Source organism: Selenomonas sp., from assembly GCF_057272215.1.
In genome coordinates, this window is sequence record NZ_DBHIUY010000009.1 from 68,606 (window position 1) to 85,549 (window position 16,944).

Genomic DNA, 16,944 nt, shown 5'->3' on the forward strand with positions numbered 1-16,944 from the left:
AGGTATTATGGGATTCTTTGATCGATTGAAAAAAGGGCTCGCCAAAACGCGTGAGACTTTTACGAATAAAATTGAAAAATTGATCATCGGCTATGCCGACATCGACGATGATCTGCTCGATGAGCTGGAAGAAACTTTAATCATGTCCGATGTCGGCGTCAAGACGACGGAACGGCTCATGGCGGACGTACGAAAGGGCATCAAAAAGAAGGAAATCCATACGCCGGAGGACTTGAAGCCGTTCCTTGCCGAGAAGATTTCCGAAATTCTTTTGACCGGTTCGGACGAAACGCGCATCGCCGTGTCACCGCCGACGGTGCTTCTTGTCATCGGGGTGAACGGCGTCGGCAAGACGACGACGATCGGCAAGCTCGCCGCTTATTACAAGGAGCAGGGCAAGTCTGTCATGCTCGCCGCTGCCGATACCTTCCGCGCCGCTGCCATCGATCAGCTGCAGATCTGGGGCGACCGTACGGGCGTGCCCGTCATTCGTCACGAGGAAGGTTCCGATCCCGCCGCTGTCGCTTTTGACGCGGTCAAAGCGGCGCGTGCGCGCGGCATCGACGTCTTGATCATTGACACGGCGGGGCGGCTGCATACGAAGTCGAACCTCATGGAAGAACTCAAGAAGATCAACCGCGTGATTCAGCGTGAGATTCTGGAAGCGCCGCACGAAACGCTGCTCGTCTTAGATGCGACGACGGGGCAGAATGCGATCAGTCAAGCGGATCTCTTTCAAAAGGCGGCGGCGATCACGGGCATCGTTTTGACGAAGCTCGACGGCACGGCGAAAGGCGGCGTTGTCATCGGCTTAAAATCCGAGCTTGCCATGCCTGTGAAGTGGATCGGCGTCGGCGAAGGCGTTGATGATTTGCGGCCCTTTGTTGCCGAGGACTTTGCGCGTGCGCTCTTTGCGCTGGACGCATAGGATAGTCAAAAGGTATGGAGAACGTATTTTTGCGTTTGACATTACAGTCCATCTATAATAAACTTGTACTGTTATTGACAAGTCGTATTTAGGAGGACATCGGACGAAAATGAGTGTAAATGAAAAGTTGAGGAATATCGCGATCATTGCTCACGTTGACCACGGAAAGACGACGTTGGTTGACGCTATGCTGCGGCAGAGCCATGTGTTCCGTTCCAATGAGCAGGTGGCGGAGCGTGTCATGGATTCGGGGGACTTGGAGCGTGAGCGTGGTATTACGATTCTTTCCAAGAACACCTCGATCCTCTACAATGATGTGAAAATCAACATTGTCGATACGCCGGGTCATGCGGACTTCGGCGGTGAGGTGCAGCGCGTGCTTAACATGGTGGACGGTGTGCTGCTGCTCGTCGATGCTTTTGAGGGTCCGATGCCGCAGACGAAGTACGTTTTGCGGAAAGCGCTTGAGCAGAAGCTCAAGCCCATCGTCGTTATCAACAAGATCGACCGTCCCGATCAACGCGTCGATGATGTCTACGATGAAGTTCTTGAGCTGTTTATGGAACTTGACGCCGATGATGAGCAGCTCGATTTTCCGTGCATCTATGCGACGGCGCGTGAGGGAATAGCGAAGTACAATATGGAAGATGAGAACGACAATCTCGTACCCCTGTTGGAAACGATCATCAAGGATATTCCCGCGCCCTCGGGCGATGCGGACGGTGCGCTGCAGATGATGGTCACGACGCTTGAAGCCGATGAATATGTCGGAAAGGTTGCCGTCGGTCGCATCATTCGCGGCAGAATCAAGGCGAATCAAGGCGTTGCGCTCTTGAGCGGCGACCATGAGGCGAAGGCGCGCATCGGTAAGATTTTCGTCTATCAAGGGTTGAAGCGCGTCGAGGTGCCGGAGGCACAGATGGGCGACATCGTAGCGCTCACGGGTCTCGGCGACGTCAGCATCGGCTATACGGTAGCAGACGCTGAGCATCCCGAAGCTTTGCCGACGATCAACATCGACGAGCCGACGCTTTCCATGACATTTGGCGTCAATACGAGTCCTTTTGCGGGCAGGGAAGGGCAGTTCGTGACCTCGCGCCATCTGCGCGATCGTCTCTTTAAGGAGATTGAAACGAACGTCAGTCTGCGCGTCGAGGAGACGGATTCCGCCGATGTATTCAAGGTATCGGGACGCGGTGAGCTGCACCTGTCGATCCTCATTGAGACGATGCGCCGCGAGGGCTACGAACTGCAAGTCGGCAAGCCGGAGGTCGTCTATAAGACGATCAACGGACAGAAATGCGAGCCGATGGAAAATCTCACGATCGAGGTGCCGCAGGAGTACATGGGCGCCGTCATGGAGTCCTTGGGTACGCGCAAGGCGGAGCTTTCCAATATGACGGAGGTTTCGGGATATATGCGCATGGAATTTGTGATTCCGGCGCGCGGACTCATCGGTTTCCGATCGGAACTTTTGACGAATACCAAAGGCAACGGCATCATGAATCATGTGTTCTGCGGCTATGTCCCCTTCAAGGGCGATATTCCCGGACGCACGCGCGGCTCGCTTGTGGCTTTTGAACAGGGAGAAACGACGGGCTACGGCATATTCACGCTGCAGGATCGCGGTACGATGTTCATTTCGCCGGGACAGCAGGTCTACGAGGGCATGATCGTCGGTGAAAATTCGCGTGAGCTTGACATCGATATCAATCCCTGCAAGAAGAAGAATGTTTCCAATATGCGCACGTCTTCTTCCGATGAGGCGATTCGCCTTGTGCCGCCGCGCATATTGAGTCTTGAGCAGGCGCTTGAGTACATCAACGAGGACGAGCTTGTTGAAGTCACGCCGGAGCATGTCCGCCTGCGTAAGGCGATTCTCGACCGCACAGCTCGCGGACGCGCAAACAAAAATGCGCGAAAGTAAGCGCTGAGACGAGAATTTTCAATGGGCGCATGAATCTTGTGCGCCCATTAGGAAAACTTTTTTTACAGGCTTAATTTTTTTTAGAGGATTTCCGAAGAATATAGCGAAGATAAAGGTATGATTCATTAAGAGTTTTCCAATCGTTTGTTCGGTTTAGTTGTGGCTATCATGGAGTTTTACGCTGGAGGCGGAGTGCGGTGGATTTTTTTAAGAGGGTGACGGATTTCCTTATGCCCGTAGAGGAAGAAGAGGTCGTCAAAGAAGAATCGGCAAGAAATGAGGAGCAGGAACACGTACGCGTGTCGGATATGGAAGCCTATGAAGAGCGCAGGGTTTCCAACGGTGCGCCGATTTCGTATGCATCAGCGGAGCCGCCGATGTATAAGCCTGTGCAGGAGCGGCGTCAGTCCTTTCACGCAGCATCGACGCAGGCGGTGCGTACGCATGTGACGATGCAGCAGGAGCGTCCGAAGCTGACGGTTCATACGACGCAGATTCCTTCGCTTAACGTGAAAATCTATGTGCCGCGCAGCTTTGATCAAGTGCCGGAAATCGCCGACGATTTAAAGTCGGGCAGGGCGGTGCTTGTAAACTATGAGCGTGTTGAGCTTGAAGAGCAGCGTCGCATCTGTGATTTTATCAACGGCGTGTGTTACATCATGAACGGCGAAGTCAAACGTGTTTCCACGGCGATGGTGCTTTATGCGCCGGACGGTGTGAACGTCTACGAGGCAGAGCCGATTCCTTTGCAGGATTGACGAGACACAAGCGCGTTGGAACTTTTCGTTCATGGAGGAATTGCGGAAAATCCTTCGGGCAGGGCAGTCAGGCTTGATTGCCCTGTCTTTTTTTTGGAAAAGAGGAGAATACGATGAAAAACAGTGATATTTTACAGAGTGTGATGAAAGAATTTCGCGCGTTGGCAGTTATTCCACGTCCTTCGGGGCATGAAAAGGCGGTGAGCGATTATCTCTTGACGCATTTGAAAGAGATGGGGCTTATGGTCGTACAGGATGAGCGAAATAATATCATTGCCGACCTTCCTGCAGCATCTGGCAGGGAAAACGCGCCGCGCGTCATTTTGCAGGGGCACATGGATATGGTTTGCGTCGCTGCGCCGGGTGTGGCTTACGAGCCGCTGAAAGATGCCATCAAGCTTGTGGAGGACGGTGATGTTCTGCGTGCGGATGGAACGAGCCTTGGCGCGGACGATGGTATCGGCGTCGCTGTCATTTTGCACATCCTGCGTCATCTGAAGGATCATGGTCCCGTACGGGCGATCTTTACAGTCGATGAGGAGCGCGGCATGACGGGCGCTATTCATCTGGATGAAACGTATTTGAAAGACGCGCAGTATCTGATCAACTGTGACTCGGAAAATTTGGATGAGCTTTGCGTCGGCAGTGCAGGCGGCGTCGATCTGACATTTTCGCGCACGCTGAAACTTGTTGCAGCAGCGAAGGAAAAGGCATGGCGGCTCTCCGTCGGCGGACTGCAGGGCGGACATTCGGGCGAGGAGATCGGTGAGGGGCGCGCCAATGCGCTGCGTCTTTTGTCGTTGTCTTTGGCTGGTTTTAGTGAAGCAGGCGTTGATTTTTCGCTTGCGTCGCTTGCAGGCGGCAAAGCGAAAAATGCGATTGCGTCGGATGCGACGGCAATCATCGTGACGGCTGCGCCCGAAGAGAAACTGCGTGAGGTACTGATGCAGGAAGAGCAGACGTTTCGTCGAACGTACAGCGTGACGGAGCCTGCCCTTCATCTTTCGCTCGTCGAAGCGCCGCCTGCAGATCAGGTCATTGCAGCGGACGATGCGGCGAATCTGCTGCGCATCCTGCGGCTTTTTCATACGGGAGTCTATCAAATGTCTGCTGTCACGCCGGGTATGGTGGAAACGTCATCAAATCTCGGCGTCGTGCGTATGGAAGGCGCTGAGGTTGATATCACCTTTTATCCGCGATCGAGCGTAGAAGGAAAACTCTTTGAATTTTGCCGCATGGCAAAGGATTTGGCGGAGCTTACGGGATTTGCGCTCCATATCGGCACGCTTGCTCCGAGCTGGGATGAGGATAAGGACAATCCGCTTGCGAGGGTCATTACGGAGATTTTTGAACAGCAGCAGGGCAAGCCGATGAAAGTTGAAACGATTCATGCAGGACTCGAATGCGGCTGGTTTTATCGTAAGAATCCGCAGATGAAATTCGTTTCTGTCGGCGTTACGACGCACGATATTCACAGCCCGAAGGAAAGTTTGGAACTGCCGACGGTAGCCCCTTTGGTCGAGCTTCTTTCCGCCGCATTGACAAAACTCGCCGAGCAGTGATGCTCGGCGAGTTTTGCGTATTCATCCTTGCGTTTTTTTCGGCGCTGTAATGCCCAGCGTGAGCAGGTTCAGCATGGGCGCTTTTTCGCCGATGGAGCGAACGAGCACGGCGGCTGCAAGTGAGAATACAACGGTCGCGAGATAAAAGACAATGGCTTTCGGTGCCGTCAAGATGATGCCTTGCTTTTCGAGTATGAGCATCATATAGCCGATGAAGAATGGATGGACGAGATAGACGAAGTATGAGTGTCTGCCGAGAAGAGAAAGCAGACGATTGAGCCCTTTTGGATACTTCTGTTCGGTGAATATGGTGAAGAAGAAAATGGAAGCAGCCAAGGTGTAGACGACGCCGAGCGGGCAAAGTTGGTGCGCCGTATTGATGGCGTCCATTTGCGTGTAGCCGCGAAAGGCGAGCAGTGCATAGTAGTAGCCAAGCAAGCCGGTGAGGGATGCGGCGAAGAAGAGCCGGATGCTTTTCGGATGGCTGCGCATAAACGATTGGAACGCATCAAAGTGTACGGCGAGATAGCCTCCGATGATAAAGATGAAAATATAATGAAGCACCCAGTAGTTGAGACGATAGAGCAAGAAGCTCTTCAGCACGGGATTTTCCATGCCGTAGACCATCGTGTTGAATTCGACATTGAAGCTGGAAAAATAGTTGAAAGCGATCTGTAGTATGAAGAGGAGAAACAGCCCTTTGCCGTTGATCTTCCTTACGAGCGGAATCCAAAGCGGCATGAGAATATAAAACCAGATGAGAAGCACGAGGAAGTAAAGTTGGTATTTTGCATTGCCGAAGAAGAGCAGGGAAGCGAGAGAAAGCGGTGCAGGGAAACCGACCGCATAAAGCCAGCCGTCATGTATGAGATAAAAGAGCGACCATACGAGGTAAGGCAGGACGACGGCGCGTGAGCGCTTTTGCAGGAATTGGCAATAGTTGAAAGGTTTGTCAATATCTATATGATAAAAAATGCCAAAGGCAGAAATGAAGAAGAATATAGGTACGCTGAACCGCGTGGCTATCTCGAAGAGCGCCGTCAGATGCGCATTGGAGACAGGATTCATCAAATACTGCGAGCCGACGTGAATGCCGATGACGCCGAGCATGGAAATGCCGCGAATATATTCGATGGCTGCGAGGTGTTGCTTTGGCATGAGGGAACCTCCCTTTTATGATGTGTATTCTACTATATATTTTTTTTTGCTTCTTGTAAAGGAAGCAGAGGACTTGACGCAGATTCGACGCTCCTGCATAGAATTATTCGCAGTGTATCCGGGAATATGCTATAATGGTAAAGAATTTTTGACGAAAGCGTGCCTGCGGAAATTCCGTGGTGCGATTTATTTTGTATGGCGCGTTGCGTCATGCGGACGAGGAGCAATGAAATGACGAGAAATGATTTGTGCTGGTGCGGCAGCGGCAAGAAGTATAAGAAGTGCCATATGGATTTCGATGAGCGTCTTCGCTCGATGAAGTTCGACATCTATCGCGGGCAGGTGCGCCCGCCGCACAGCATCATCAAAAATGAAGCGGACATCGAGGGTATCCGAAAGAGCGGCGTTGTCAATGACGGGGCGCTCGACCTCATGACAGAGATGGTGCAGCCGGGCATCGATACGGCGACGCTCGATAAGGCGGCGCACGACTTTATCACCGATCACGGCGGCATTCCTGCGTGCCTGAACTTTGAAGGTTTTCCTAAGAGCGTCTGCATCTCGATCAATGATGTCGTTTGTCATGGCATACCGTCGAAAAAGACGGTGCTGAAGGAAGGCGACATCGTGAATGTTGACATCACGACGATTTTGGACGGCTATTACGCCGATGCGTCGCGCATGTATATCGTCGGCGGCAAGACGACGCCGGAGGCGGCGCGGCTTGTCGAGGTGGCGAAGGAGTGCATGAACCTTGGCATTGAGGCGGCAAAGCCGTGGCACTTCCTCGGCGACATCGGTGCAGCGTGCGATGCGCACGCACGCGCCAACGGCTGCTCCGTCGTGACGCAGCTCGGCGGACACGGCGTGGGCAAAGATTTCCACGAGGAACCTTTTGTGCCGCATGTGGGTGAGGTCGACACCGGAATGCTCCTTGTGCCGGGTATGGTGCTGACGGTGGAGCCGATGATAAATGCAGGCAAATACAAGGTGACGGTAGACAAGAAGGATGGCTGGACGGTGCGCACGAAGGACGGCTCCCTTTCGGCGCAGTGGGAAAAGACGATTCTTATTACGGAAACGGGAACGGAGGTACTTTCGAGTTGAACTTTTTAGAACTTCGCTGCCCGGAACATCTGGTCAATACTCTCGCACGCCAAGGCATACGCGAGGCGACGCCCGTGCAGGAGCAGGCGATCCCCGTCGTGCGCGCGGGACGCGACGCCATCGTGCAGGCGCAGACGGGCACGGGCAAGACGCTCGCTTTCTTGCTGCCGCTCGTTGAGCGTATCAAGGGCAATGTGCCGGTCGCGCAGGCGCTCGTCGTCAGCCCGACGCGCGAGCTTGCCATGCAGACGGCACGCGTCGCCAAGACGCTTGCCGATGTTGCGGGCATACGCACGGCGCTGATCTATGGCGGGCAGGACATCGAGCGGCAGAAGGATAAGCTCCGCCAGAGACCGCAGCTCATCATCGCGACGCCGGGCAGGCTTCTCGATCACCTGCGCCGCCACTCGGTCGATCTCTCGCAGGTCAACAAGATCGTCTTAGATGAAGCGGATGAGCTCATGCGTCTCGGCTTTGTCGAGGATGTGGAAACGATGCTCGAAGCGTTGGCAGGCGATCACCAGCTCATGCTCTTTTCGGCGACGATGCCTGAGCGCATACGGGCACTTACACGCCGTTATATGAAGGCGCCGTGTGAGATCACGGTGCAGCCCGAGCGCGTGACGCTCGACAATATTGAGCAGGTCATCGTCGATACGCGTGAAGAGACGAAGCTCGACAAGCTCTGTGAACTTTTGAACAAGTATCAGCCGTACCTGGCGATGGTTTTCTGCCATACGAAGCAGAAGGTCGCGCATGTGACGCTGGAACTCGCGGGGCGCGGCTACCTTGTCGACGAGCTGCACGGCGATCTCACGCAGACGCAGCGCAACCTCGTGATGCGCCGCTTCCGCGAGGCGAAGCTGCAGATCCTCGTCGTCACCGACATCGCGGCGCGCGGTCTCGACATCGAGGGCGTCACGCATGTATTCAATTACGATCTGCCGCAAGACGCCGAATGGTACATCCACCGCATTGGCAGGACGGGCCGTGCGGGGGCGAAAGGGCTTGCCGTCACCTTCGTCAATGCGCATCAGTACGATCAGCTTCGTCGCATCGAGGCGGGCATCAAGGTGCGCATCGCCAAGCAGCGGTCGGAACGGCTCGGCGGCAGCGTGTGCAGAAAGGCTTCGAAGAAGGCAGCGGCAAGACAGGAAGGCGCAGAAAAGCGTGCTGCATCGACGAAAAGCGCTGCACCGCCGCCTAAGCGCGGCAAGGCAGCGCAGCGTGCGCGCCGCGTCGCCAAAAAGCGTGACGGTCGCTCGGCAGCACGTTCCAAGGGCGGTGCAAAAACGAATGTGGGCAAGCGTTCGCATCTCGGCAAACGATAAGAAGAAGGGGAGATATGCCCCGAGCGGCAGCGGAAAACGCTGCCGCTTTTTCGATAGAACTTTCTTTCTTCTGAGTGTCGGCTGTGGCAGGAAAATCGCCTTTTTGACAGAATAAAGCAATATGTTCAATATAAAGCAATAAAGTTCATGCGCAAGATGGAAGAGGGGGCTATTTCTATGATTGGAATCAAGAATGTCATCGCCATTATCTGTGGCGGCGGACCTGCACCGGGCATCAACAGTGTCATTTCCGCCGTGACCATCGAGGCGGATCGCCACGGCTGGGATGTGCTTGGTATCTATGACGGCTTTTCGCGTCTTGCACGCGGCGAGAAGAAGTATGTGCGTCTCGATATGGAGCGTGTGAACCGTATCCATTTGACGGGCGGCTGCATCTTGCAGATGTCGCGTTACAACCCGACGAAGAAGGAGTCTGATTTGCGCACGGTCGTCGATACTTTGACGGAGCTTGGCGTCACGCACGTTGTGACCATCGGCGGCGACGACACGGCATACAGCGCTATGGCGGTATCGAACTATGCGCGTCAGATCGGCAAGACGATCAACGTCGTTCATGTGCCGAAAACGATCGACAATGATCTGCCGCTGCCCGAAGGCATCCCGACCTTTGGCTTCGAGACGGCGCGGGCTTTCGGTACGGAAGAGATCGAAAACCTCATGGAGGATGCGCGCACGAGCAACAATCGCTGGTACTTCACGATCGCTATGGGGCGCACGGCAGGACACCTAGCACTGGGCATGGGGCGCTCGGCAGGCGCAGCGCTGACGATCATCCCTGAGGAGTTTGCTGCGGAGTCGATTCCTTTGCAGCAGGTCGTTGACATCATCACAGGCTCGATCGTCAAGCGCTATCTGACGGGGCACAACTACGGCGTCGCCGTCATCGCCGAGGGCGTCATCGAGAAGATCGCACAGGAGGATTTCCAGAAGCTCGGCAACCTTGTGCTGGATGAGCATGGTCATATTCGCTACGCGGAGTTGGACTTCGGCGAAATTTTGAAGCAGGCGGTGCTCGCCGAGGTCAAGAAGATCGGCATCAAGATCGCCATCGTAGACAAGGAAATCGGCTACGAGCTGCGCTGTGCCACACCGATCGCCTACGATATCGATTATGCGCGTTCTTTGGGCTATGAGGCGGTACAATTCCTCATGCGCGGCGAAACCGGTGCGCTGATCACCTTGCAGGATAATCAGGCGAAGCCGCTCTTCTTCGACGAGATCAAAGATCCTGAAACGGGCAAGACGCGCGTGCGCAAGGTCAACATCGAGTCCGTTCACTACAAGATCGCACGCGGCTTCATGATGCGTATGGAGAAAGCGGATCTTGACGATCCCGGTCTTGCCAATGCTTATCACATGGAAAAAGAGGAGTTCAAAGAGAGGTACGCCTATCTTTTTGAATGAACAGTATGAAAGGTTGATGAAAAAGTCGTCGAAGCTGCGGGTTTCGGCGACTTTTTCTTTTTATGCCCTTTACAAATCGTTTCACTCATAGTATAATTACTTCTTGTCAGCCATACATTTGTGGGGATGGCAAATATCGCGGGATGGAGCAGTTGGTAGCTCGTCGGGCTCATAACCCGAAGGTCAGAGGTTCAAGTCCTCTTCCCGCAACCAATGCAAAGTGCAGCGAGAGCTGTCTTGATACATGGGTAGGTGCCCGAGTGGTTAAAGGGAACAGACTGTAAATCTGTCATCTTCGGATTACGATGGTTCGAATCCATCCCTGCCCACCATTTTATTTTCATCGCGGGATGGAGCAGTTGGTAGCTCGTCGGGCTCATAACCCGAAGGTCAGAGGTTCGAGTCCTCTTCCCGCAACCAAAGAAGTTTACGGATGCTCTTTTGATGAGAGACGATGAGCATCGAAAGATATATTCATGAAATGAAAAATAAGAGGGTTCAGAGCTCGTATGATGAGATTCTGAGCCCTCTTCATATTATAAGGATCTTATCTATAGACGATTCGTGTATGGTTGTATAAATGCAGCGTTTTATGTATAATGTACCCATAGTAGTTGGAGAACCGTGGAGGGAAAGCGATGCAACGATATACATCTCTGCTCCTCGTGGCGTTCATGCTGGTTCTTTTGATCGCGACGATTTCGGATAATTTGGCAGGACATGCGGACAGGACGAGGCGGGAGAAACCGCTGCAGTCGATCACGGTCTATACGACCTTGCCGCCGGAACATGCGGGTATGCTTGCCGAGGGCTATGAAAAGTCAAAGAACGTTCGGGTGAATTTTGTGCCCGTAAGTTCCGTCGAGGTTTTGCAGAAGCTGCATCAAGACAGTGTGGGCGGACGCACTCGGGCAGATCTTGTACTGGCTGATCGGAGTACGTTGGAAAAGGCGGCGGCGAATGGCGGACTGCAGCCATATATTTCGGAGAATACGGACTCGATCGGCGCGTCATTTAAGGATGCAGAGGGACGATGGACAGGCATCTGGTATGATCCCGTCGTCTTTTGCGCGAATCGCGACTATGTACGAGCCGTACCGCGCGTGCCGAATACATGGATGGAGCTTGCTTCGATGCCGGAAGTGCGCGTCGGCATCACAGATTTTCTCGCAGCGGATGCATCGGCGAATCTCTTCTTTTCGATGATGTCGCAGTTCGGTGATCAGGCGACGTATCATATTTTGCGCGGCATACAGCCCAAGGTCGTACAATATTCGAAGTATCTTTCGACTCCGGTGCGCATGGCAGGCATGGGAGAGGTTGATCTCTCCGTCGCCGTGCAGAGCGAGGTTCTGCGCTATATCCATCAAGGATATCCGCTGCAGGTCATCTATCCGGAGGATGGCACGGCATACACGCTGACGGGTGTGGGGCTTATCGAGGGAGCGAAGAACGAAGCGCAGGCAAAGGACTTCGTAGAGTGGCTGTTGAGCGATGAAGCGCAGCTCGTTCTGCAGAGCAGGGAGTTCTTCTTTGTGCCGCTCAATCCGGTGACGATCGCTTATAAATCGTTTCCGGGAAAAGATGTCGTATTGTTTTCTCGACCGCAGGATTTCAGTCAGAGCGAGCGTCACGACCTCTTGGATCGCTGGGTGAAGGAAGTGCGTTTGCAATGAATGAAGGGAGGGACCTTTCGGTCCCTCCTGTTGTGCTTCAAGGAACTTGAAGGGGGAACCTTTTTGAAAGCAGGATTTATCAGTCTCGGCTGTGCTAAGAATCTCGTTGATACGGAGGTCATGCTTGGCATTTTGCAGGATAACGGCATAGAGCTTACGCCCGATCCCGCAGAAGCGGAAATCATCATCGTCAATACCTGCGCTTTCATTCGGTCGGCGAAAGAGGAATCCATCACGACGGTGCTGAATATGGCAGAGTACAAGGATACGGGCTGCTGTCGATCCTTGATTATTGCGGGCTGTCTGGGTGAACGCTACCATCAGGAACTGCTCGATGACATGCCCGAAGCCGATGCCATCATCGGCACGGGCGCATGGAATCGCATCATGGAGGCAGTGCGTGAGACGCTTGCCGGCAATCGCATCGTCTTGGCAGGGGAAAATGAGATCGTTTATGACGAAAAGACACCGCGCATCTTGACGACGCCGTCGTATTCTGCCTATGTGAAGATCGCCGAGGGCTGCGACCATCGCTGTGCTTTCTGTGCGATTCCTTTGATTCGCGGCCGCTTTCGCAGCCGTCCGATGGACGATATTGCGCGAGAGGTTGCGCGTCTCGCTGCATCCGGCGTCAAGGAGATCATTCTCGTTGCGCAGGATTCGACGTATTACGGCAAGGACATTTACGATAAGCCATCTTTGGCGCAGCTTTTGCAGGAGCTTGTGAAGATCGAGCAGGTCGAATGGCTGCGCGTGCTGTACTGCTATCCGAAGAATTTCACGGATGAGCTGATCGAGACGATTGCAGAGGAGCCGAAGATCTGCAAGTACGTCGATTTGCCATTACAGCACGCGCACAATTCTATCTTGAAGTCGATGCGCCGTCCCGATACACAGGAGGATGTCGTGGCGCTCCTCGAAAAGATTCGCACACGCATACCGAATGTCGCGATTCGTTCGACGTTCATCGTGGGCTTTCCGGGCGAGACGGACGCACAGTATCAAACGCTGCGCCGCTTCCTTATCGAGCAGCGCTTCGAGAAAGTGGGGATCTTTACCTACTCGCAGGAGGAGGACACGCCTGCGGCTTCGATGCCTCGTCAAGTGCCGGAAGATGTGATGCGCGAGCGCTATCACGATCTCATGAGCGTGCAGTGTAAGATTTCGGAGGAGATCAATCAAGCGCTGGAGGGCACGGAGCTTGATGTGCTCGTTGAAGGCCGCGATGAGGAGCAGCCGAACCTTGCCTTTGGACGTTCATATCGCGAAGCGCCGGGCATCGACGGGCAGATTTTCATTGAAGGCGATGCGGCAAGCCAGCCGGGCGATATCGCACGCGTGCGCATTGTACAAGGATTTACCTACGATGCGGTCGGTGAGCCGGTCGATTGAGTACGATATGCGAATGGGAAATGCAGGGCAGAAAGGTGGAGATGTTTCTATGGAAGAGGGATTTACCGATGAGGAAGAGCCCCTAGAGGTGATCGTCGGACGTATGCTGCGTGAGCGCAGCAGGACGATCGCCTGCGCCGAATCGTGTACGGGTGGTCTTTTGACGAGCCGTTTGACGGATGTCGCAGGCAGTTCCGCGTATGTGATGGGTTCGGTCGTTTCCTATACGAATGAGGTCAAGGCATCTCTCGTCGGCGTACGGGTGGAGACGCTGCGAGCTTTCGGCGCTGTGTCGGAGGAGACGGCGCGTGAGATGGCGGAGGGGATTCGCCGCGCAATTCCTGCCGACATCGGCGTGGGTGTCACGGGCATCGCAGGACCGGGCGGGGCGACGGCGAAAAAGCCCGTGGGGCTTGTCTGCATCGCTGTCGCTGCGGAGAATGCGACGTGTGTAGAGCGCTATGTGTTCAGCGGCGTGCGAACGGAGGTCAAGCGTCAGTCGGCGGAAGCAGCGCTTCGTATGGTGAGAGATATGCTTTTGAGAGAGTAAGGGAAAGGGGATTTTTTTGATGAAACTGAGGAAGATTTTGGGCATCGCTTTTGCATTTTGCACGATGTTTGCAGCGGCGGCAGCGCCGCAGACAGCGGGTGCAGAGCCGTATACATATACGAACAAGGAGGCGGGCTACAGCATCATGTGTCCGACGAAGCCGCTCGGCGTCCTGCCGGCAAGCGTTTTGCAGGCGGGCGAAGAAGGCAGTGTGCTCGTCTTTGCCAACGAGGGCTATCGGATCAACAAGGCGTGGATCATCATCCCGGATGGCTTCGCCAAGGAAGATTTGCCTGATCTTACGAAGCTCTCACAGAAGGATGAGCAGCTTCTCTTGACAAAACTGAAGGAAAACAGCGCGTATGCGCTTGTCGATATCCTGCCGATCACGGCAAAGACGAAGGGCGTTTTCGCCGTGACGTCAAAGACCATCATGGTGGATACGGATGGCGACGGTGAGCTTGATACCGAAGCGACGGCGGATACGCAGATGGCGGTCGTTTTCCTGCGCACAGAAAAAGGACGCGCCTTCAAAGTTGAGTTGATTGACAATCCTGAGATCACAGCGAAAAATGTCTCAGAGTTCCGCGCAGGCGTATCGACGCTGAAGGATTTGTGAGTTTAGGAACGTGTGTTGACTTTTTGACTTTTATATAGTACACTAAACGCACGGGATGGACGGCGCACAGCGCTTTGCCTCCCGTGCATCTTTGTGTAAAGGGGTTTTTCAACATGGCAAAAGTACAGCATGAATTTCAGGCAGAAACCAAGCAGCTTCTCGACTTGATGATTCATTCCATCTATACGAATCATGAGATTTTTCTGCGGGAGCTGATTTCCAACGCATCGGATGCGCTCGACAAGCTGCATTTCGCCGCTTTGACAGACAGTACGTTGCGCGAGGGGGCGGATAGTGCGGAGATCTTCCTCGTGCCGGACGAGGCGTCGCATACGCTTTCCATCTCCGATAACGGCATCGGCATGACAGAGGCGGAAGTCGTCGAGAACATCGGTACGATTGCAAAATCGGGCACGAAGGCGTTTTTAGAGCAGCTCAAGCGCACGAAAGAAGAGAATGCGGCGGTCGATGAAAAGGAACTGATCGGTCAATTCGGCGTGGGTTTCTACTCGGCGTTCATGGTCGCGGAGAAGGTCACAATCCTCACGCGCAAGGCAGGCGAGGCGCAGGGCATTCGTTGGGAGTCAACGGGGGACGGCACTTACAGCATCGAGGAATGTGACAAGGAAAAGCACGGCACGACGATCGTCATCACGCTGGCAAAGGACTATTACGGTTCGGAATCTGAGGAAAATTTTCTCGACAAGTATAAGCTCGAAGGCTTGGTCAAGAAGTATTCGGACTATGTGCGTTACCCGATCAAGATGAGCTTTGAGATCGAGGAAACGCCGAAGGATGAAGACGGTAAGCCGATTGAGGGAGCGGAGAAGACGAAGCGGACGGAGGTGCGCACGCTCAACTCCATGACGCCGCTTTGGACGAAAAATAAGAGCGACATCAAGCACGAGGAGTACAATGAATTCCTCAAGAACCAGTTCCACGAGTGGGAAGATCCGATGGAGATTTTCCATACGAAAGCGGAAGGTGCGGTCGAGTATACGGCGCTGCTCTTCATTCCGGCGCACGCTCCGTTCAACCTCTACCATACGGACTTCGAGCCGGGCGTGCAGCTCTACTCGCGTCATGTATTCATCATGGATAAGTGCAAGGATCTCCTGCCCGACTATCTGCGTTTCATGAAGGGGCTTGTCGATTCGCCCGATCTTTCGCTCAATATCTCGCGTGAGCTTCTGCAGCAGAGCCGTGAGCTCAAGACCATCGGCAGGAATCTTGAGAAGAATATCTTAAAGACGTTGGAACGCACGCTGAAAAACGAGCGCGAAAAGTATGAGAAGTTCTGGGCGGAGTTCGGCAAGTCGCTGAAAATCGGCATTTATAATAGTATTTACAGCGGCGAGAACACGGCGGACAAGCTCAAAGACTTGCTGCTCTTCCTCAGCTCGAAGGAAGGTAAGTTCACGACGCTCAAGGAGTATGTCGCGCGTATGCCCGAGAGTCAGAAGGAAATCTACTATGCGACGGGTACGGACAAGGCGACGATCGAGAAGCTGCCGCAGATGGAGCTTCTGCGTGAGAAGGGCATCGAGGTTCTCTACTTGACCGATCCCGTGGACGAGTTCACCATCGAAACGCTGCGTGAGTACGAGGGCAAGAAGTTCCACTCGATCAGCCGCGGCGACCTTGATCTTGACGATGCCGAGTCGCAGGAAGCGAAGAAGGAGACCGAAGACATTCAGAAGAAGAACGACGATCTCTTGAAAGATGTCAAAGAGGCATTAGGGGATCGCGTGGCGGAAGTCAAGCTGACCGCGCGGCTTAAATCGAGCGCCGTCTGCCTCGTGGCGGATGCGATGGGGCCGAGCCTTTCGATGGAGCACACGTTCTCCGAGATGGATAATCCGATGTTCAAGGCGCGTCGTATCTTGGAAATCAACCCGCGTCACGACATCTTCGCGCGTTTGCAGACCTTGCACGAAGCGGGCAAGGATACGGAGGATTTCAAGGATTACTGCGACCTTCTCTACACGCAGGCATTGATTATCGAGGGTATTTTGCCGGAAAATCCCGTGGAGTTTGCCAATAAACTCGCGAAACTGATGGCGAAGTGAGGAAAGTCCGCATCATAGAAAAGTCCCTGAGGATTTCTCGGGGACTTTTTTGCGTTTCGGCGGAATCATTCCCCAGAAAGACGCAGATGTGTTATAATAGAAAGCGTGTGACAACAGTTCTTATATGGATGGTGAGAAGATGAAGGTTACAAAGAAAGATTTGGCGGATGTTGCTGTCTTATCGCGCCTTTCGATTGCAGACGCAAAAGCGGATAAGTACCTCGGGCAGCTCGACGCTTTTTTGCAGTATGTCGAGAATCTTGAAGGCGTGGATACGGAAGAGGTGCAGCCGACGACGTATGCTCTGCCGATGCAGAATGTTTTCCGCGCCGACGAGGTAAAGCCGTCGCTCATGCGCGAGGCGGCGCTTTCCAATGCGCCTTTGGCAGAGGACGGCTATTTCAAAGTGCCGAAGATACTGGAAGGCTGAGGAGGAAATTTG

At 53.9% G+C, this 16,944-nt stretch carries 14 protein-coding genes and 3 tRNA genes; 16 read left to right on the top strand and 1 reads right to left on the bottom strand.

What is annotated here, in order from left to right; genetic code table 11:
• Nucleotides 1–7 precede the first annotated feature (7 nt).
• The 4 genes from ftsY to pepD all read left to right on the top strand — a co-directional run bounded on the left by ftsY (nucleotide 8) and on the right by pepD (nucleotide 5,175).
• Nucleotides 8–928: a signal recognition particle-docking protein FtsY gene (ftsY, locus tag ACO5Z0_RS09030; protein ID WP_485650022.1), complete on the top strand. Its 921-nt coding sequence runs from the start codon at nucleotides 8–10 to the stop codon at nucleotides 926–928.
• A gap of 109 nt (nucleotides 929–1,037) precedes the next feature.
• On the top strand, nucleotides 1,038–2,855 hold the full coding sequence (gene typA / locus ACO5Z0_RS09035) for a translational GTPase TypA (RefSeq protein WP_485650023.1): 1,818 nt from the start codon (nucleotides 1,038–1,040) through the stop codon (nucleotides 2,853–2,855).
• 197 nt (nucleotides 2,856–3,052) lie between these two features.
• Nucleotides 3,053–3,613 carry a cell division protein SepF gene (locus ACO5Z0_RS09040; RefSeq protein WP_442676021.1) on the top strand — a complete coding sequence of 187 codons (561 nt, stop codon included), beginning with the start codon at nucleotides 3,053–3,055 and terminating at the stop codon, nucleotides 3,611–3,613.
• 113 nt (nucleotides 3,614–3,726) lie between these two features.
• Complete coding sequence (pepD, locus tag ACO5Z0_RS09045; RefSeq protein ID WP_485650024.1) at nucleotides 3,727–5,175, top strand: beta-Ala-His dipeptidase; 1,449 nt, start codon at nucleotides 3,727–3,729, stop codon at nucleotides 5,173–5,175.
• A 21-nt stretch (nucleotides 5,176–5,196) separates the two neighbouring features.
• Here the strand turns inward: pepD and ACO5Z0_RS09050 are convergent, their stop codons facing one another.
• On the bottom strand, nucleotides 5,197–6,333 hold the full coding sequence (locus ACO5Z0_RS09050) for an acyltransferase (protein WP_485650025.1): 1,137 nt from the start codon (nucleotides 6,331–6,333) through the stop codon (nucleotides 5,197–5,199).
• A 231-nt stretch (nucleotides 6,334–6,564) separates the two neighbouring features.
• Here ACO5Z0_RS09050 and map point away from each other — a divergent pair, with 231 nt between their 5' ends.
• From map to gatC, 12 genes are all read left to right on the top strand, one after another.
• Complete coding sequence (gene map, locus ACO5Z0_RS09055) at nucleotides 6,565–7,440, top strand: type I methionyl aminopeptidase (RefSeq protein ID WP_485650026.1); 876 nt, start codon at nucleotides 6,565–6,567, stop codon at nucleotides 7,438–7,440.
• Nucleotides 7,437–8,771, top strand: coding sequence for a DEAD/DEAH box helicase (locus ACO5Z0_RS09060; protein WP_485650027.1), 1,335 nt, complete (start codon nucleotides 7,437–7,439; stop codon nucleotides 8,769–8,771). Before map ends, ACO5Z0_RS09060 begins: the two co-directional genes overlap by 4 nt.
• A 177-nt stretch (nucleotides 8,772–8,948) precedes the next feature.
• Nucleotides 8,949–10,196, top strand: coding sequence for a diphosphate--fructose-6-phosphate 1-phosphotransferase (pfp, locus tag ACO5Z0_RS09065; RefSeq protein ID WP_485650028.1), 1,248 nt, complete (start codon nucleotides 8,949–8,951; stop codon nucleotides 10,194–10,196).
• A gap of 137 nt (nucleotides 10,197–10,333) precedes the next feature.
• Nucleotides 10,334–10,409: transfer RNA gene (locus ACO5Z0_RS09070), tRNA-Met, on the top strand.
• 33 nt (nucleotides 10,410–10,442) lie between these two features.
• Nucleotides 10,443–10,528: transfer RNA gene (locus ACO5Z0_RS09075), tRNA-Tyr, on the top strand.
• A 12-nt stretch (nucleotides 10,529–10,540) separates the two neighbouring features.
• A tRNA-Met gene (locus tag ACO5Z0_RS09080) sits at nucleotides 10,541–10,616 on the top strand.
• 218 nt (nucleotides 10,617–10,834) lie between these two features.
• Complete coding sequence (locus tag ACO5Z0_RS09085; RefSeq protein ID WP_485650029.1) at nucleotides 10,835–11,872, top strand: ABC transporter substrate-binding protein; 1,038 nt, start codon at nucleotides 10,835–10,837, stop codon at nucleotides 11,870–11,872.
• 63 nt (nucleotides 11,873–11,935) lie between these two features.
• Entirely contained in the window at nucleotides 11,936–13,264 is a 1,329-nt protein-coding gene (rimO, locus tag ACO5Z0_RS09090; RefSeq protein ID WP_485650030.1) for a 30S ribosomal protein S12 methylthiotransferase RimO, read from the top strand.
• A 49-nt stretch (nucleotides 13,265–13,313) separates the two neighbouring features.
• Entirely contained in the window at nucleotides 13,314–13,814 is a 501-nt protein-coding gene (locus tag ACO5Z0_RS09095; RefSeq protein ID WP_485650031.1) for a CinA family protein, read from the top strand.
• 19 nt (nucleotides 13,815–13,833) lie between these two features.
• Nucleotides 13,834–14,433 (top strand): hypothetical protein, encoded by a 600-nt coding sequence (locus ACO5Z0_RS09100; protein WP_442673026.1) that lies wholly within the window; start codon nucleotides 13,834–13,836, stop codon nucleotides 14,431–14,433.
• A 113-nt stretch (nucleotides 14,434–14,546) separates the two neighbouring features.
• Nucleotides 14,547–16,502 (top strand): molecular chaperone HtpG, encoded by a 1,956-nt coding sequence (htpG, locus tag ACO5Z0_RS09105; RefSeq protein WP_485650032.1) that lies wholly within the window; start codon nucleotides 14,547–14,549, stop codon nucleotides 16,500–16,502.
• Nucleotides 16,503–16,641: 139 nt separating this feature from the next.
• On the top strand, nucleotides 16,642–16,932 hold the full coding sequence (gene gatC, locus ACO5Z0_RS09110; RefSeq protein WP_485650071.1) for an Asp-tRNA(Asn)/Glu-tRNA(Gln) amidotransferase subunit GatC: 291 nt from the start codon (nucleotides 16,642–16,644) through the stop codon (nucleotides 16,930–16,932).
• Nucleotides 16,933–16,944 lie beyond the last annotated feature (12 nt).